The organism is Parabacteroides sp. AT13, from assembly GCF_002272965.1.
Lineage (GTDB): Bacteria > Bacteroidota > Bacteroidia > Bacteroidales > Tannerellaceae > Parabacteroides > Parabacteroides distasonis.
Genome location: NZ_NQMH01000001.1, coordinates 2,034,115 through 2,051,540, shown reverse-complemented (window position 1 = coordinate 2,051,540; position 17,426 = coordinate 2,034,115). Strand labels below are relative to the sequence as shown.

The window sequence follows — 17,426 nt, the reverse complement described above, 5'->3', positions numbered from 1 at the left end:
GCTATAGGATTTTCATTAACGCGTTCGATATGTCATGTACATCAGATTCTGTTAACATCTTCTCGGCATCAAACGTTATGGACGCCTTCGTATAAAACGGATTCCTTTTCTCCAGACTCTCGGCGATAAACGCCCTCAGTTCCTCCCCGGAACGTCCTTTCAACACCGGACGGGTATGTTTGCACAACTCCAGACGCTTCGCCAGCTCCTCGACTGACACCTTCAAGTAAACCGTCGTGCCAGAAGCGTTCATAAACTCCATGTTATTGAAAAAGCAAGGAGCGCCTCCTCCCGTGGAGATCAGCACGTCCTCAAACTCAGCGACCTCGTGAAGCATATTCCGTTCTATCTCTCGGAAAGCCTCCTCCCCTCTCTCGGCGAATATCTGCGAAACGGCCTTATGATAACGCCCTTCGATATAGTAATCAAGATCTATGAACGAAAGACCGGCGAGCTTGGCAAGCTCCTTTCCCACCGTTGTCTTGCCCGCTCCCATATATCCGACCAAAAAAACACGTTTCATACGTTATTATAATAGTTTTCGCAAATGTAAACTTTTTCCGGGAACTCTATCTTCTTTATTCCTAAGAATCAATAAAAAAATCATAGGCCAATGGCTTTTACGGTCTGGGTCGCACGATCCACTACTAATAAAGTATGACGAGCACCGGCTATTTTCTCGGGATAGACCATCGAATCTGTAAAGTCCTGCAATAATTTTCCGTTCTTAGGGCTGATCTCCCATAGCTCCGACCGTTTATCATCGACACGAAGCGTAACAAACAAACGATCCCCTACAAACGCTATCGACTGGGGAGACTTTTCAAATCCCAATGCCACCAGATACGGCTCGAAACCCACGTTCCCTACCCGAATGTCCGCAGGATCGAATAAATAGATCATATTTTTATTCTGAGCCGTCACATACAAAAATCCATCACTCCGTGCCGCTACCGCATAAGTACCCATTGCCTCTTGCAAATTCACGCTACGGCTATATATAGGTACCCGAGCAGCGGAACCGGGCTGTACATCTTGCTCCAAGACAACTACCAGTTTCCGTTTATCCCGGATAAAGACAGCCCCTTGACTAGCCGTCACATCAAACGCATGAACGGTCTGATAACCACCCTCACCCCAAGTACCCGTACCGATACAAGTAATGAACTCATACGTTTCCGCATCAAACACATCCGTACGGCTTCCCGTATTCGTGACATATATTTTCCCATACGAGCGAGTCACGCCGTTTGGCTCCCCCGCAAAGGTCTCTTTCTTATCTCCGTTCATCCACTCAACCATACTTTTCACATGACGCACATTACCGGAAGATACATCAAAGACCTCCAAACTATAATGTCCCGGAGCGTCATTTGCTACATATAGCGTATTCCCATAAAGATGGACCGCTTTCGGATGAAAAGTTTCCACAGTGGCACCGGGAATATCCAAGACTGAAAGTGTAAATGAGAGAGGAGAACCCTCATCGCCAGCCCTATCCGTCTCCATCGGAGCAAGCCCAAGCCCGCCATCTATGGCATCCAATTCCGGATCATCGATAATGTATTTCGAGGAGGTATACACGTTTTTATTCTCTACCAGATTCTTATTCCTCCGGGTATGCAAGAAACGGCGGGAATAAATCGGCAATTTCTTACTCACGGAAAGCTGTGAGTAAACCTTCATACAAATCGTAGGGAAGCCTCCTTCCGCCGGATAATACGTCATATTCCCACTATGCCCATATCCCAAGCAGTGCGCCAGCTCATGATACGGCACATCAGTCCCGTTGGCATCATCCGCATAATGGGTAAGATAGACATATTCACCTAATCCAAAGGTATTTCCCCCGCCCAGGCCGACAACATTCACCACACGCCCATAACACAATCCGCCATGATTCAAGATCTTTTTCTTCAATACATCTATATCCACGATTTGCTCGTTATTTATCAGCTTACCACGCCACTTCTCCAGTTCCTCGTCAAAAAGCGAGGAAGAAAACATCGCCGCCATATTCAAGGAAAGGGCAACCGCCTCACGAGCCAGATGTGGCCTGAAGTTACCCCAGTTTGAACCAGAATACTTACCAAACCAAATATTCCACTTTGGTTTCACGTTAATCATTCCTTGATATACCGGATCTCCACATTCAATCCGCAAACTTATATTCTCGACCGCCATATCCGGATAGGCTTCTATGGTAACCTCCTCGCCGGAACGCGTATAATAAACCTTCGCCTGTTCCAGAAAAGGCAACTTCATTTTAAACTCCTGAAAAGGTAAAACCGTAGTAAACTCTGCAAACCGTACCTCGTCCTCATAGCCTTCAATCGTCGCCCATACGATCACGTTATGTATAGCCCTGGGTGAATAGAAACGAAGCATCAGCTCATTCTGCTCGGTAACCGACACCTGCAAAGGTTCATTCACCTTGAATTTTCGCTGCGACGAATCGAAAAGAACCTCGTCCGGTTCCTCATCCTGAAGGATATAAGAAGTATTCGACGAATCATAATCCTCCTCCGCCATCCGTATTAAACCATATTTACTCGTTCCTCCACTATTATCCACATCATCTTCATCCGAACATCCGAGAACAAGAAAGCCTCCCATTACAAACAGAATGACACGAATGATCGTGTATCTCAACATTTCATTCATAAATAATCTCTACCAGTTTTGGACGCAAAAATAGTATTTTTATTTAACTCGCATAAAAGTCACCGTTTTTATGTAATTTTGCCCCGTAGACAGATGTAGATTCGATGATGAAATTTATAGATAAGTTCAATACAATCATCCATAAGCCATTTTTCAGCAAATATAGTACCTTAATGGGGCTATGGGCATTGCTGGGGGTTATCGCATGGATTACCAAGTATTTCCCCGGGAAATATAACAACTTCTCGATCTTCAGGCAATCCTTTTGGCATACGTTGAATGAGTTACCGCTCTATGCCGCCTATCCGGAAGAATACAACGATATTTTTCACTACGGGCCGGTATTTAGCTTGGTAGTAGCTCCGTTCGCCATTACACCGTTATGGTTAGGACTGCTTACTTGGTCGGTGGCGCAAAGCCTTTTTTTATTCTGGGCGGTCAAGATGCTACCGGGGACCAAGCGGGAACGCATCTTTATCTATTGGTTTTGTGCCCACGAGTTGCTTACCTCGCTTTTCATGTCGCAATTCAATATCAGTATCGCCGCTATCATTGTCCTCGCTTACGTATTGATAGAGAAAGAGAAAGACGTATGGGCCGCTTTCGTGATCATGTTGGGTACCTTTACTAAATTGTATGGGATCACGGGATTGGCGTTCTTCTTTTTCTCTCGCCATAAGATGAAGTTCTGCCTATCTTGCGTAGGATGGGCGGTCGTCATGGTCGTAGCCCCGATGATATTGTCCGGGCCGGATTATATAATGTCCCAATATACCGGTTGGTTCGAGGACTTATCCGGAAAAAATTCGGAGAACTTATTCGCGCTCATGCAGAACATTTCCTTCTTGGGAATGGTTCGTAAGATATCGGGATCGGTCAGTTACTCGGACATTTATCTGATAATAGGGGGATTAATATTATTCGGCCTGCCTTATCTACGCATCAGTCAATATAAATATGAGGCTTTCCGGAAAACGTTATTGGCCTCGGTGTTGATGTTTGTCGTACTGTTCAGCACGGGTAGCGAGTCCAGTACCTATATCATAGCGTTTATCGGAGTCGCTATTTGGTATACGGCTGTACCGTGGAAACGTTCGACATTGGATATTGTCTTGATGGTCTTCGCCTTTATATTGACCAGCATGTCTCCGTCCGATCTTTTCCCGAAATACATACGAGTGCATTATGTATACCCGTATGCGTTAAAAGCGTTGCCTTGTATGCTGATCTGGCTAAAGCTGACATTTGAGATGTGTACGAGGAGTTATAATCCGGTAAAGGTATAAATGGAATGAACGCACGAGCAGACATAGATTTGGTATTACCTTGTTACAACCCGCCTTCGGGCTGGGAGGAACGAGTAGCCACCCATTTCCGCGAAGTGGAGCGATTATTCAGCCCGGTACGTTTCCACCTTTTTATTGTCAGTGATGGTTCGAGACGGGGATACGAGCCGGAAACGATCGACCGCCTCCGGCAATTGATACCGAATGTCTGCGTCGTAGACTATAAGCCCAACAGGGGAAAAGGATATGCCTTGCGAGAGGCAGTAAAGCGATGTACCTCTCCCTACATTATTTATACGGACTACGATTTCCCTTATACAAACGACTCATTCGGCAGGATGGTCGAGGCGTTGCTAGGAGGAGCGGACGTAGTCGTGGCTACCCGCGGCAAAAGTTATCAGGATAATCTACCTCCTTTCCGGCAAATGTTATCCAAACTGTCCCACATATGCAATACATGGGTCTTGCGGATCAAGATCAAGGATACGCAAGGGGGCATGAAGGGATTCAGCCAAGCGGGACAGGCGATATTCCTGACGACCCGTATCAATAGCTTCCTATTCGATACGGAATTTATCTATAAGGCAAGTCGCCGGAAAGAGATAAACTTACAGACAATCAACGCGAACATCAAAGAAGGACTGGCGGTATCCGATATGGGATTCAAGGTCCTGCGGCGGGAAGCGTTGAACTTCTTATCCATCTTATTTCATAGAGATTAATTGACATACATGATATTACTTAGTTTTGATATCGAGGAGTTTGACGCTCCATTGGAACACGGCGTGGAATTGCCGTTCGAGGAACAAATGCGTACTTCCGTAGAAGGAACCCGGAAGATACTGGCATGTCTGGCCCGTCACCGGGTAAAAGCGACTTTCTTTTGCACGGCGAACTTCGCCCTTCACGCAAAGGATTTGATCTTGGACATCCAAAAGGGTGGACATGAGATCGCTTCGCATGGTTTTTATCACTCGTCGTTCGAGACCGCCGATCTACGCAAGTCCAAAGAGGCATTGGAGGAACTGACCGGACAACCGGTGAACGGTTTCCGTATGGCCCGCATGATGCCCGTCGAAGAAGAAGAGATACATAAGGCCGGTTACTTATACAACTCGTCCTTGAACCCGACTTGTATTCCCGGCCGTTATAACCATCTGGGACAACCCCGCACCTATTTCATGAAAGATGGCGTATTGCAACTGCCCGCCTCGGTGACCCCGATCGTCCGTTTCCCCTTATTTTGGCTGGCTTACCATAACCTTCCGGCCACCTTGTATCGTAAGTTAGCGCTTTGGACTTGGAAAGAGGACGGTTATTTCCTAACCTATTTCCATCCGTGGGAGTTCACCTCCTTAAGTGATCGGAAAGAGCTAAAGTTACCGTTTATCATGACCAACCATTCCGGTTGCGGCATGGAAAGAAGGCTGGACGCCTTGATCCGTTTCTTCAAGGATAAAAGAGCGTCGTTCGGTACCTATACGCAATTCTCACAAGAAATCTTGAGTAAGAGTCATGGCCAAGAATAAGTTTTATGTCGTATGGAAAGGGTTGAACCCGGGAATCTATGATAACTGGGCGGAATGCAAGGCACAGGTAGACGGACAAGAGGGAGCCAAATATAAATCCTTCGAGAACCGGGAGGAAGCTGCCAAAGCCTTCGAGGCCGGCTATACCCATTACCTAAAGACCGCCTTTTCCCCGAAAGCCGTGGCCCGTCTCGCGCCGGAAGCCCCGATCGGAAACCCGATCAATGAGAGTCTTGCCGTAGACGCCGCCTGTAGCGGTAATCCCGGGGATATGGAGTACAGAGGCGTTTATACCGCTACCGGGCAAGAGATCTTCCATATCGGCCCGCTGAAGGAGGGCACGAACAATGTCGGGGAATTCCTCGCCTTAGTACACGGCCTCGCCTTGCTACAGCAAAAGGGAAGCGACCTGCCGATCTATTCGGATAGCCGCAACGCCATCAGCTGGGTCAAGAAAAAGAAATGCAAAACCTTATTAGCACGTAAACCGATCAACGAACCTATCTTCGACCTCATCGAGCGGGCCGAGAAATGGTTGAACACCCATACCTATACCACCCGGATCCTCAAATGGGAAACATCCGTATGGGGGGAGATCCCGGCGGATTTCGGAAGGAAATGAGGTAAAGGTAATTAAAATTATATCGTATATTTGCCCAATATATCGAATTCAAGCCTATGAAGATCGCTTTCGACGCAAAACGGATTACGCATAACGCTACCGGACTGGGTAATTATAGCCGGTTCGTAGTGAATAGTTTGTCCGCTTCTTTCCCGGAGCATATCTATCAACTCTATACGCCGGGCAAAGGCAAAGAGGCGTTACGGAAACGGATCGAGGAGCGTCCAAGTGTCTCATTCCATTATCCGGAAGGCAGGTTCGATAAACTATTTCCGTCTTTATGGCGTACCTCCGGTCTAACGGCTACGCTTCGAAAAGAGCACGTAGATCTGTTCCATGGCTTGAGTAATGAGATTCCTATGAATCTAAAACAGAACGGAATCCCAGCGGTCGTAACGATACATGACTTGATCTTCTTGCGTTACCCGCAGCTTTATAAACCGATCGATCGTTCCATCTATACCTACAAATTCAAGCAAGCTTGTTTACGATCGGACAAGATCATAGCGATCAGCAGGCAGACGATGCGAGACATCCGGGACTTCTTCCACATTCCGGAAAGCAAGATCGAGGTTGTTTACCAAGGTTGTGACCCGATATTCGGGCAAGCGGTTCAAGAAGACGTGAAATCGTCCGTACGCGAGAAATATCAGATAAACGGGCCTTATATATTATATGTAGGGAGCATCGAGGAACGGAAGAATTTATTGCTTCTGGTAAAAGCCCTGAAAGCCCTGAAAGAAGATATCTCCGTGATCGCTATCGGTAAGCATACGCCTTATACGGATACGGTAGAGACCTATATCCGGGAAAACAACCTGTCCGGTCGCGTCCGTATCTTGACCCATATACCTTTTAACGAATTAGCCGCTTTCTATCAGATGGCGACCTTATTTGTCTATCCCTCGTTTTTCGAAGGATTCGGTATCCCGATCTTAGAAGCCCAACTTGCCGGTATTCCGGTGATAGCGGCTACCGGTTCTTGTCTGGAAGAGGCGGGAGGACCGTCCGCTTTATATACCGATCCGAGAAACGAACAAGAACTGCGCGGCTTGATAGAGTCCGTATTGAACGAGCCGAAGCTGGCCGAATCCATGCGTTCCGGCGGACGAGAGAATATACGGCGATTCATGCCCGACGTATTAGCGGCTCATTTCATGCGAGTATACGAGAATATCTCACGATCTTAGCAAATCCATTTTATCCATACACAATGAATATACTTTTAGTCTATAAAGAAGCCGATATAGCGACCTACAAAATGCTGGAAGGATTGTCCAAGCTTGAGGACTTCAACATCTATATCGCTTCTCCCCAATCGTATACCGACAAAAAGATCTATGGGAATTGTACACCCTTGGATCTGCCGGTCATTACCTCGAAGTTCAACTGGAACGTTATTCGTGCCCTGCGCCAAATCATCAAGACTTATCAGATCGACCTAATTTACTCGCCGAGCAGTTCCGGTTTATCAAACGCTTTATTCGCCTCCATAGGCACACGGGCGAAGAATATCGCATACCGAGGTACGCAGGCTAAATTGAAGCGGTTCGATCCGACCTATTATCTAGGCATATTAAATCCCGCCGTGGAGCATGTCGTATGCGAGACCAAAGATATCGAGGAATATCTCTCCCGATTCATCGCACGAAAAAGACTAACGACCAGCACAAAGCCATTTGATATCGATTGGATCAAGGAGGCAATCCGTACGCCCAAACAAGCAGACGATATTCCGGACGACGCCTTTCGTTGCATCTATATCGGAGCGACGAAGAACAGGCCGTTCAAAGGCTTAACCGATTTGATTCATGCGTTTATCTTATTGGATGATCCACGGGTACATCTTACGATCGTGGGAGAATATGGGGAAAATGATTTCCAATTAGCCCAACAGTCGAAGGTAAGCGCACAAATTCATTTTCTGGGACAGCGTTCCGACGCCATCTCTTTTCTGGTCACGTCCCAGTTGTTTATACTTCCCTCGCACCGGGATGCCTCCCCGAGAGTCGTGCGGGAGGCTATGGCTTGTTCCGTTCCTTGTATCGTAACAGACATACCGGGAGCAAGAGACTTAATCATAGACGGAGTCACCGGATTGTTAGTGCCGCCTTCTTCTCCTCAAAAAATGGCGGCGTCTATCCGCTCGCTTATCGATAACCCGGAGCGATTGGAAGCGTTCGCCAAGGCCTCACGTGAGCATATCATCCAAGATTTCAGCGTAAAGGCTTATACAGACGGCTTCGCCACGTTATTCAGATCGATCAAGAAAGCATAGATTATTTACAGATTCAGAAACAACGGATATAAGCTAATGAATAGCTATCATAAAGATGGTCCTTCATTCCATGTTTATATTGGAAGGACAGGATATTTTTCTTAAGCTCATAATTTAGCTTTGTCCGTAGAATCATCGGCTTATCCCCATTATCCCGATATCCCCGGAAACCGGCATAATTACAATCCAACGAGAACCCCCGATAGGTCCCTAACACACCTGCCCCATAACAGAAAGCGTCGTTCTGACGATTAACGACATCGTTAGTCATCCAACAATAAAAACCCGCTAAAGCTTGCACACGGATCGAAGCGTTTACATCTTTCCGCTTCCACAACGTACGTCCCAGATTGGCGTCGAACCAATAAGAGGCCGCATCCGTATAACGAGCGTCGCACAAGCGTCCGCCACTGGCGGTTTTCAGGTTGGCGCTTACCACGATATCCATCCATTTCTCGCTCCGGAGGGCTTGGAAATAAAAATTAAAGATCACGTCGCCCCGGCAAACGATCGGGGATTTCAGTTCTACCGCATAACGCTCATCCCGCACTTCCGGCGACATCTCATACCATTCTTGGAATACCCAACTGACATTCACCCCTACACGTCCCTTTACGACAGGAATGTACAAACGGGTAAAGATATCTTTCGTCTGATCGCCTCGCGTCTTATGATATTCCCCCCGAAGCTCCACTTCCCAACGGCTGGACAGGCTTCCTCCTACCAACTCGGGAATCGGAAAGGCATTTGGCCCGAAATAACGGGGCGAGTAAGTCAGATACTCTACCTTTTCCCACCATTCTAACGCCTTAACCGGAGATACATAGGCCAAAAGACAACTAACAACTAAACAGAACCGGAGTATTTGTATTTTCATAAAAGTCTATAATTCAAATTCAATCTCATGCTTCAACGCATATTTCTTCCAGAAACGATTTCGATAGTATAATATCCAACGAAGGCATTCCGCTTTATCAAAATGCCGGCTCTCGGCATAGGTCTCAGCCATTAAATGAAAAGCGGCTTCCCGTCCCCACAAGCGGGAGAAATTCGCGCATCCTCGTTTTAGCGAGACAGGCCCGAAATACATCCGGTTTATATCGATCAAGGAAAACCTAACCCCTTCCTCCGTACGATCGTACAATACATTTCCGGGAGAGAAATCGGCATGATAGACCTCCGCCTCATGCAACTCTGCCATATAAGTGCCTAACGCACGAAAAATATCCTCGTTCTCCTCTACCGGACGCTGTCCGACTTTATACAATGTCTTATAGCTGGATTGCAAACTGATAAAATAACTATATCCCAAAAGGCCTTTCTCCCGAAAAAGGACATAAGCGATCGGGGCAGGAGTCTCAAACCCCTTGGCAACCAATCGCAGAGCGTACTCATAGGCTCGCACAGCCTTAGGCTGACGGAAAAAACGATAAATAACACGGTTTATCAAGAGGGGGACTCTATATCGCTTGACATTCAGTTCCACACCATCTACCTCAAAAACCTTGATCTCATTCCTCGCCTTATAAATCGTTTTTCCCTCTTCTGAAAATATACGAGGTACACGCCTTACAAAATCCTCGAATCGCCCGTACGCCGGGTTAATGATCTCCTTCATCCGAAACCATTTCATTTAAAGAGGTTAATACCTTGTTTATGATTAGATCCGGATTGAGCTGTTTCATACACGCCCAATCCTTCCGCAGGCAGGGCTTTTGGCCGAATACGGAACAAGGACGGCAAGGTAAGTCCAACTGGATACAATCTTCCGGATCCTGATGATATCCGTAAAATCCGGCATAGGGATGGGTAGCGCCCCAAACGGAAAGCACCCGTGTACCGACCAAGGAAGCGAAATGCATATTGGCGGAATCCATGCAAATCAACAGATCCAACCGGCTGATCAAGGCCAGTTCCTGATCCAAGGAATACTTGCCCGCCACGCTTTTTACCCGGGGATACTCAAAAGCCCATTGATCCAAGAGCGCCTCCTCGTAGCCACGACCACCGAACAGGAAGATGGTAAAATCCTCTCGATCGGAAAGCTCGGCCATGACCAGCTCCATCTCCCCGGTCGGATAAATCTTTCCCCGGTGCTTGGCGAAGGGGGCGATACCGATCCATTTGCCCGTCTTCGCTCCCACAAGGGGTTCCAAGGCGGATACATCCGGGATAGAGGTCTCATAAAGCGAGGTGAACGATTCCGTATAGTTAAGCCCGGCGTTGCGGAACACATCCGCATAACGTTCGATCACCGGGCGAAGTTGTTTAAATCGTTTATGCTTCGCGTCGGTCAACCGGGCACGATCTTTCCGGGCCTTATCCACGACAAACACCCGTCTGCCGTTCAAGCGGAACAGCGTACGGATAATCATGGTTCGCAACACATCGTGCAAATCCAGCACCATATCGAAATCGTATTTCACCAAGGCAGAGGCAAAACGAAGCAATCCCGCCAACGTTTTCTCCGTGCTCTTCGTATTGATACCGATCACGTTCACGTTCTTCGGGCGGTTGATAAAAACCGGGATCAAGAACGCTTGCGTCAACACGGTAAACGAGTCCGTAGGATTCGCCTTGGCTGCGGAATAGATAACGGGAACGGTCATCGCCACATCCCCGATAGCCGAAAGTCGTATTACTAATATATTTGCCATTATTTCTTACCGTACAACACAGGATTCAAGGCCGGGTCGTTGTACATCTTCATTTGCTTGTAGACCTTCATGTATTTCTTACCGTCACGGATATCGGATAGCAATTGATCCAAAGCCATCGACAAATCCTTCTTCTGTTCCAACAAGACGGCCAACTTCTGCTCACAACGAGCCTTATGCTCGGCAGTAGCATCCGGACGGTTTGCCTCCTCACGCATATGATAGATCTTAAGCGTAAGGATCGACAGACGATCGATCGCCCAAGCCGGGCTTTCCGTATTGATCGTAGCGTCCGGCAATACTTTCACGTTCTTGTATTTATCCAGAAAGAAACTATCGATCAACTCTACCAAATCCGTACGATCTTGATTCGACTTGTCGATGCGGCGTTTGATAGCCAGCGCTTCCACCGGGTCGATCTCCGGATTCCGGATAATGTCCTCCAAATGCCATTGGACGGCATCGATCCAGTTCTTAAGATAAAGATAAAACTCGATGCTCTTTACCGCATAGGGATTATGCACTGTAGCATCTACATTGTCAGTTACATGATAAGCCTCCGTAGCTTGCTCAAAAATGCGGAAACATTGTTCGCTGAAGTTCATATATGATTCATTTTCTTTCTGTGAATACTTTGTGGGACAAAGATAATGCTTACGGATCAGAAACCCAATTCTACCGGATAAATTCTATCCTCTTAGCATATATCCTTTCTTCGGCAAGGATACGATGCCGGTAGACGGATCGTTATGAAGCGCTTTACGGAGATAGGTGACCTGCACATTCAAGGCCAGGGAGTTGGCGTATGAGCTAGTTCCCCAGACGGTTTCCAACAGAAGGTCACGATCCACCGCCAGATTCAGGTTTGTCGCCAGGATTCGCAGAAGATCCGCTTGGCGGGAAGTGATCAATACCTTGTTATTGCCCGTACGGATCTCATTCGTGGTATAGTTGAAGGTCGTGTTTCCGAAATGGAAGCTCTCCTCCTGCACGCTTTCATGGACACCGATCTCAAAACGGTCCTTGATACGGGCGATCAGCTCTTCCGGATAGAAGGGTTTCGCCAAGTAATCGTTTCCGCGCAAGCTAAAACCTTTCAAACGGTCGTTCTTATCGGAACGGTCGGAAAGGAAAAAGATCAAGACATGGCGGTCTTGCTCACGGATCTTTTCCGCTACCTCGAAACCGTTTAGGCCGGGCATGTTGATATCCAGCAAGACCAGATCCGGTTTCACGACCGGGAATTGCTCCAAAGCCATGGTACCATTGCCGGTATAAGTCACCTCATACCCCTCCCGTTCCAAGAATCGCTTCAAGACGAGGGAATACTTAAGGTCATCGTCAGCGAAAAGTATTTTCAATGTCGATTTCATAAGGCTGTAGTCGGTAGATTTATAGTAATTCGAGTGCCTTCACCTAATTCACTTCGCAGGGATACTGAACCATGATGCGCCTCTACTATTTGGCGAACGTAGCTCAATCCCAACCCAATACCGGGAATTTGCTTATCAGGCAGATGAGACGAACGGTAAAACTTCTCGAATACCTTTCGCCGCTCATCCGGAGCGATACCGAAGCCATTATCCGAAACGGTCAATTCGACCCCTTGATGATTCCAAAGCACTACGATATCGATATTCACTTCCTCTCCCGAATATTTGATCGCGTTCTCTATCAAGTTAGACAAGACATTCGCCACATGTACCGGATCGGCCGTCAGATCCGGCATATCCGGGGGAAAGGCCGTCGAGAAAGAGACTTTTTTCCCGGCGGGGATATTGGTTAGGCGTACCACCTTCTCCACCAACTCACGGAGATTAAAAGCGGAAGGTCTCAGAAGCGTCTCCCGCTCGTCCGCACAGACCATATCTTTCAATTTTCCCAGATAGGCGGAAAGATTATCCAACTCGAACATGGAGTCTTGAAGGACCCGTTCCGTCGTGGCCTCATCCATCCGCATCTCCCGGTCATTCAAAAAAGAGACGAATACCTTCAAGGTTTGTACCGGTCGCCTCAGCTCATGAATCATCGTATGCACGAATCCCTCACGCAACTCGTTCAAGCGCATTTGCTCCCAGATCGTACGGATCTGGAGACCCAAACAAGCCAGCAATAACAAGATAAGGAAAATACTTAGGAAAAGCTGCCATCCCATCCGGCCCAATAACGGATTCATGGGAAGATCCACATCCACCCACACCGCCTTTCGCTCGATCGGGGCGAACTCATAGCATATCGAGATAGAGGTTGAAAACAGGTTTTTCGATAACGGCAACCATAAGGCCGACGACTGCCCGGACAAGGTATCGCTCGCTACGAACGGACGGACCCGATAATCCAGATCGGGCAGACCGACAGACAAGATGGAGTCCAAACGCTCCGCGGAGAAAGGCACGAAGAACTCCACGACCGAACGATCTACCCCAACCAATAAGCTATCTTCCGGCATATTCGGGTCCAGATGAAGCCGAAAACTATGGATCTTTGTCGTATCCTTGGGATAAAGCTGGAAACCGAACGAGTTTTTCAACCCGTTTAACACGCTATCACCAGACTGGTATTTCGACTGGCGTTCTATGATATAAGTACCTTTCGTCATCTCCGCCTCTTCCTTCCGTATACGAAATTCCTCCTGCCCGGCATGAAATACCTCACCGGCGATCTCATCCGCATAAGTACACATCTCATACCGGAACTGATTGAACAGCCAATAGCCTTGTACCCCGATCGCAGCCAAAGCCGCCGCCAACGAGATTACCCATATCCATCGAATCCTCTTTCCCATATCTTATTCCTTTCCGGCAAAGATAGATAGCTACTCCATGATTACAACGTACATGTAGCCATTTTTATAAGCGGAGTAATATTTCAGTAATAAAAATCTTCCTTACGGCGAACGCCCCTTCCCTACATTCGCGACAAATAACTTCTAAAACCAACAGATCATGAAACGAATCATAGCGACAATCGGCCTGCTTTGCGTAGGTCTGTCAGGGGCGGGACACGAGACGAACGCCCAAGTGACAATCAACATCTTCAACCTAAACGACGTACTAAGAGCCAAGCCCATCGACGAGACACGTTTCACGGTACAATACCAAACCACGTCCATGCCGGACACGCTCCAACCCGACAAGAAAGAGGAAGAGACCCTCATGCTGAAGGTCGGGGATAAATGCTCCGTTTACTATAGTTACGCCAAATTCCTCACCGATTCCGTACTAGAGGCCGACAAAGCCGCCGGAGCCTCACAAGAAGTCATCAATGAACACCTGCAACAATATTCATCCAAGACCAACGCACAGGTCTACAAGAACTATCCGGCGGGAAAGACCACGACCTTGGATGCCCTTGCCGCCAGTCGCTTTCGCTGCGAGGAAAAGGAGGAACGCCCGGAATGGACCTTACTGCCCGATACGATGACCATCCTGTCCTACCCTTGCCGGAAAGCGACATGCCATTTCAAGGGCAGGCATTATGAGGCTTGGTACACGCCGGAGATACCGAAAAGCGAGGGTCCCTGGAAATTATACGGATTACCGGGCCTGATCCTAAAAGCCCAAGACAGCCAAGGACATTACACTTTCATCTGCACGGGTATCGAACTGAGCCGGGGTAAGAACCCGATCCTTTTCGGGGGAAACGATTTCGAGCCGATCAGCCGCAAGAACCTGCAAAAGGCTTACGAACGATATGCCGCCGATCCTATCGGATACATCGCCTTGACCTCGCCACAGGTGAAAGTGACCGTCACCGACGATAACGGAAAACCTTACCAACCCAAGAATATGCCGTATAACCCTATAGAAAGGGAAGAAAGATGAAACGGATCATACTACATATACACACTTTTTGTTTACTTACGCTGCTCTGCCCGGCAGGATTGGCCGCCCAATCCGTCATCCGAGGGATCGTGATCGACAGGGAAAGCCAACTGCCGGTAGAAGCGGCCACCGTGCAATTAACCAGAGGCAACGCTTCCCTTCCGATCAACTATACGTTAAGTAATAATGAAGGGACCTTTACCCTCACCCAACCGAAGCGGACGGACTCACTTCTCGTCTCCGTCTCGCTCTTAGGGTACCAAACCCAGCAACAAGCCGTACATGCCGGACAAACGCTTCGTTTTGAGATGGAGCCGCAGGTATTCAGCCTAAAGGAGGTGGAAATCCGTCCGGGACGTGTCTGGGGGCGGCAAGATACGATCAATTATGATGTCACCCGCTTTCTCTCCCCAAAGGATCAATCCATCAAGGACGTATTACGGAAACTTCCGGGTATCGATATCGATGATCTGGGGAAGATCTCTTACAACGGGAAAGATATCCGTAATTTTTATGTGGAGGGACTGGATCTCACCAACGGGAAATACAAGCAAATCAGCGAGAACCTGCGAGCCGACGCCGTGCAGAACGTACAAGTGATGGAGAACCACCAACCGATCCGTGTGTTACAGAGAAAGATCAAGACCGAAGACGTAGCGTTGAACCTCAAACTGAGACCGGAATTCCGGGATCGCTGGCTGATCAATGCCGAAGGCGGTCTCGGCGCATCCCCGTTCTTATGGAAAGGAGCCGCTGACGCCTTGCAGATCAGCCGCAGCAGCCAATCCGCTTATCTATATAAAGGGAATAATACCGGGCAGGATGTATCGGGCGAGCAAAATACGCTTACCGAATCACCCGAACCCCGTTTATCCGAGCCCAAGATTCCCCAATTTCTGCTACAGCCCTCATTCTCCGCCCCGCTAAAGAAAGAGCGCTGGCTGTTCAACCACATACACAGCCTATCCGCAAATCGCCTATATAAACTGAACGAGAACACCCAACTCCGTATAAACGCCGGTTATATCCACGACCTGCGAACACAGGAAAGGGGGAGTGAGACGACTTATTACCAATCCGAGGACACGATTCATCTAACTGAACAAAGCGATAGCCGCATTCGCTCGGATCAAGCCAACCTAAATATCGGAGTGGAAAACAACTCGCAGGAAAGGTATCTCAAGAACCAGTTCTCAGCCACCGGAGATTGGCAATCCAGCCTTTCCCATATAACCGGAAACACAATTTCTACTGGCCTTAGAACATTGGACCAACGCATCAAAACCCCGAACCTCGACTTGCGTAATAATTTACGGACCCTGTGGAGCTTGGACAAATACACGTTAGAAGCCCAGTCTTCGCTCCGTTACCACAGCAACGCGGCCGATCTTCGCTTGGATAACCACCCTTATCCAATGAGCTTACGCGACTTTTATACCGATAATTCCTTCTCATTCCTGAAAAAGAGCGGTTCCCTCACCCAGCGATATACGGTGGGCATAAACGGGGAGATCAGCAATATCGAGAAAAGCCTGCAAACTTATCTTTCACCCGATTACCAATGGAATACCTATAAATGGACCCTATCCCTCAGCGTTCCTCTCAGATGGACCGGATATACAGGGGTCGGTTTCTCCCGCATCTCGGTTAATCCGTCCCTGTCCATTATCTACAAACTGAATTACGCATGGCGTTTCACGGCGCACGCCTCCTATAAGGAAAGATACGGAGAGATGACCGACTTATACGACCGGCCTTATCAAACGGATTACCGGAATAGCGTCTGGAATTGCGGAATCCTCCCGGTTTACAGACAACAGCTTTATTCCGTTTATGGGGAATACAAGAATACGGCACGGGAATTCTTCGCCACGGTAAACCTAACACACAACCGGGAGTGGTACAATCGTATATACGAGCAACGTATAGAGAACGGACAGGTACAACGAGTCTCCTTACCACTGTCCAACCACGGTTCCGGATATACCGTCAAAAGCACGCTATCCAAAGGCTTTTACGATCTAGGGCTAAAGACCTCGTTCCTGGCGCTCCTTAATATCAGCAAGGCCGAGCAAAGCAGCGGGGGACAAAGGCTTCCCTATCAATATCGTCTCATGCGCCTAGAACCCAAAGTGATCTGGACTCCCAACCGCCATTGGGAGACCAGCTACCAAACCGATATCCGGTACGGAGGAAATAAAATAGGAGAACGTACCCGTTTGGCGCCCTTATGGAACGTCACCCAACAAGTACAACTCTCCTACATTTTCTCACCCATAGAGGCAAGCCTTTCCGTAGATCATTATCACAATGACGTGAATGAAGACCAATCCGTCAACGCCGTTTTCGCAGACTTCTCGGTCTTATGGAAATCCCGGCGTTGGCAAATCACCGCCACGGCGACAAACCTGTTCGACAAACGTACCTACGCATACACACGATACGCATCGTTGGAAAGCTATACCTCATGGGTACGTATCCGTCCCCGGGAGTTTCTGGTAGCGATCCGCTACCGTTTATAATTATTAGGTCGTTTAGGGGATACTATTGTGAAAAATCAACTAAT

Annotated in this window: 16 protein-coding genes; 8 read left to right on the top strand and 8 right to left on the bottom strand. The window is 48.0% G+C overall.

Annotated features, from left to right (window positions below):
• Nucleotide 1: 1 nt before the first annotated feature.
• Together CI959_RS08555 and CI959_RS08550 are read right to left on the bottom strand one after the other, a co-directional pair.
• Nucleotides 2-523, bottom strand: a complete 522-nt coding sequence (locus tag CI959_RS08555; RefSeq protein ID WP_057317549.1) for a shikimate kinase — start codon at nt 521-523, stop codon at nt 2-4.
• An 80-nt stretch (nt 524-603) separates the two neighbouring features.
• Entirely contained in the window at nt 604-2,655 is a 2,052-nt protein-coding gene (locus CI959_RS08550) for a hypothetical protein (protein WP_229040583.1), read from the bottom strand.
• Nucleotides 2,656-2,768: 113 nt separating this feature from the next.
• Between CI959_RS08550 and CI959_RS08545 the strand changes: the two genes are divergently transcribed.
• The 6 genes from CI959_RS08545 to CI959_RS08520 are packed head-to-tail and all read left to right on the top strand — an operon-like array spanning nt 2,769 to nt 8,379.
• Nucleotides 2,769-3,950, top strand: a complete 1,182-nt coding sequence (locus CI959_RS08545) for a glycosyltransferase family 87 protein (RefSeq protein ID WP_081024235.1) — start codon at nt 2,769-2,771, stop codon at nt 3,948-3,950.
• Nucleotides 3,951-3,955: 5 nt separating this feature from the next.
• Complete coding sequence (locus CI959_RS08540) at nt 3,956-4,672, top strand: glycosyltransferase family 2 protein (RefSeq protein ID WP_057317547.1); 717 nt, start codon at nt 3,956-3,958, stop codon at nt 4,670-4,672.
• A 9-nt stretch (nt 4,673-4,681) separates the two neighbouring features.
• A complete protein-coding gene (locus tag CI959_RS08535) occupies nt 4,682-5,479 on the top strand; it encodes a polysaccharide deacetylase family protein (RefSeq protein ID WP_057317546.1) in 798 nt (265 codons plus the stop codon).
• Nucleotides 5,466-6,101 carry a viroplasmin family protein gene (locus CI959_RS08530; RefSeq protein ID WP_057317545.1) on the top strand — a complete coding sequence of 212 codons (636 nt, stop codon included), beginning with the start codon at nt 5,466-5,468 and terminating at the stop codon, nt 6,099-6,101. The genes CI959_RS08535 and CI959_RS08530 overlap by 14 nt, the downstream gene beginning before the upstream one ends.
• A 56-nt stretch (nt 6,102-6,157) precedes the next feature.
• Nucleotides 6,158-7,291 (top strand): glycosyltransferase family 1 protein, encoded by a 1,134-nt coding sequence (locus CI959_RS08525; protein ID WP_057317544.1) that lies wholly within the window; start codon nt 6,158-6,160, stop codon nt 7,289-7,291.
• Between the two features lie 23 nt (nt 7,292-7,314).
• Nucleotides 7,315-8,379, top strand: coding sequence for a glycosyltransferase (locus tag CI959_RS08520; RefSeq protein ID WP_057317543.1), 1,065 nt, complete (start codon nt 7,315-7,317; stop codon nt 8,377-8,379).
• A gap of 13 nt (nt 8,380-8,392) precedes the next feature.
• Here the strand turns inward: CI959_RS08520 and CI959_RS08515 are convergent, their stop codons facing one another.
• From CI959_RS08515 to CI959_RS08490, 6 genes are all read right to left on the bottom strand, one after another.
• Entirely contained in the window at nt 8,393-9,256 is an 864-nt protein-coding gene (locus CI959_RS08515) for a hypothetical protein (protein ID WP_005864041.1), read from the bottom strand.
• A 6-nt stretch (nt 9,257-9,262) separates the two neighbouring features.
• The gene (locus CI959_RS08510; RefSeq protein ID WP_008781046.1) at nt 9,263-9,997 is read right to left on the bottom strand and encodes a lipopolysaccharide kinase InaA family protein; all 735 of its coding nucleotides are present in this window, start codon (nt 9,995-9,997) and stop codon (nt 9,263-9,265) included.
• Entirely contained in the window at nt 9,981-11,036 is a 1,056-nt protein-coding gene (locus CI959_RS08505) for a glycosyltransferase family 9 protein (RefSeq protein WP_008781045.1), read from the bottom strand. The genes CI959_RS08510 and CI959_RS08505 overlap by 17 nt, the downstream gene beginning before the upstream one ends.
• Nucleotides 11,036-11,641 (bottom strand): DUF4254 domain-containing protein, encoded by a 606-nt coding sequence (locus tag CI959_RS08500; RefSeq protein WP_005864038.1) that lies wholly within the window; start codon nt 11,639-11,641, stop codon nt 11,036-11,038. Before CI959_RS08500 ends, CI959_RS08505 begins: the two co-directional genes overlap by 1 nt.
• Nucleotides 11,642-11,725: 84 nt before the next feature.
• On the bottom strand, nt 11,726-12,409 hold the full coding sequence (locus CI959_RS08495; protein WP_005860708.1) for a response regulator transcription factor: 684 nt from the start codon (nt 12,407-12,409) through the stop codon (nt 11,726-11,728).
• On the bottom strand, nt 12,406-13,821 hold the full coding sequence (locus tag CI959_RS08490) for a sensor histidine kinase KdpD (protein WP_057317542.1): 1,416 nt from the start codon (nt 13,819-13,821) through the stop codon (nt 12,406-12,408). The genes CI959_RS08495 and CI959_RS08490 overlap by 4 nt, the downstream gene beginning before the upstream one ends.
• A 160-nt stretch (nt 13,822-13,981) precedes the next feature.
• Between CI959_RS08490 and CI959_RS08485 the strand changes: the two genes are divergently transcribed.
• Nucleotides 13,982-14,860: a GLPGLI family protein gene (locus CI959_RS08485; RefSeq protein WP_057317541.1), complete on the top strand. Its 879-nt coding sequence runs from the start codon at nt 13,982-13,984 to the stop codon at nt 14,858-14,860.
• Nucleotides 14,857-17,382 carry a carboxypeptidase-like regulatory domain-containing protein gene (locus tag CI959_RS08480; RefSeq protein WP_057317540.1) on the top strand — a complete coding sequence of 842 codons (2,526 nt, stop codon included), beginning with the start codon at nt 14,857-14,859 and terminating at the stop codon, nt 17,380-17,382. Before CI959_RS08485 ends, CI959_RS08480 begins: the two co-directional genes overlap by 4 nt.
• Nucleotides 17,383-17,426 lie beyond the last annotated feature (44 nt).

Excerpts from the sequence above, each read along its gene's own strand:
- CI959_RS08555 (WP_057317549.1), bottom strand. The coding sequence starts at position 523 with ATGAAACGTGTTTTTTTGGTCGGATATATGGGAGCGGGCAAGACAACG.
- CI959_RS08550 (WP_229040583.1), bottom strand. The coding sequence starts at position 2,655 with ATGTTGAGATACACGATCATTCGTGTCATTCTGTTTGTAATGGGAGGC.
- CI959_RS08545 (WP_081024235.1), top strand. The coding sequence starts at position 2,769 with ATGATGAAATTTATAGATAAGTTCAATACAATCATCCATAAGCCATTT.
- CI959_RS08540 (WP_057317547.1), top strand. The coding sequence starts at position 3,956 with ATGAACGCACGAGCAGACATAGATTTGGTATTACCTTGTTACAACCCG.
- CI959_RS08535 (WP_057317546.1), top strand. The coding sequence starts at position 4,682 with ATGATATTACTTAGTTTTGATATCGAGGAGTTTGACGCTCCATTGGAA.
- CI959_RS08530 (WP_057317545.1), top strand. The coding sequence starts at position 5,466 with ATGGCCAAGAATAAGTTTTATGTCGTATGGAAAGGGTTGAACCCGGGA.
- CI959_RS08525 (WP_057317544.1), top strand. The coding sequence starts at position 6,158 with ATGAAGATCGCTTTCGACGCAAAACGGATTACGCATAACGCTACCGGA.
- CI959_RS08520 (WP_057317543.1), top strand. The coding sequence starts at position 7,315 with ATGAATATACTTTTAGTCTATAAAGAAGCCGATATAGCGACCTACAAA.
- CI959_RS08515 (WP_005864041.1), bottom strand. The coding sequence starts at position 9,256 with ATGAAAATACAAATACTCCGGTTCTGTTTAGTTGTTAGTTGTCTTTTG.
- CI959_RS08510 (WP_008781046.1), bottom strand. The coding sequence starts at position 9,997 with ATGAAGGAGATCATTAACCCGGCGTACGGGCGATTCGAGGATTTTGTA.
- CI959_RS08505 (WP_008781045.1), bottom strand. The coding sequence starts at position 11,036 with ATGGCAAATATATTAGTAATACGACTTTCGGCTATCGGGGATGTGGCG.
- CI959_RS08500 (WP_005864038.1), bottom strand. The coding sequence starts at position 11,641 with ATGAACTTCAGCGAACAATGTTTCCGCATTTTTGAGCAAGCTACGGAG.
- CI959_RS08495 (WP_005860708.1), bottom strand. The coding sequence starts at position 12,409 with ATGAAATCGACATTGAAAATACTTTTCGCTGACGATGACCTTAAGTAT.
- CI959_RS08490 (WP_057317542.1), bottom strand. The coding sequence starts at position 13,821 with ATGGGAAAGAGGATTCGATGGATATGGGTAATCTCGTTGGCGGCGGCT.
- CI959_RS08485 (WP_057317541.1), top strand. The coding sequence starts at position 13,982 with ATGAAACGAATCATAGCGACAATCGGCCTGCTTTGCGTAGGTCTGTCA.
- CI959_RS08480 (WP_057317540.1), top strand. The coding sequence starts at position 14,857 with ATGAAACGGATCATACTACATATACACACTTTTTGTTTACTTACGCTG.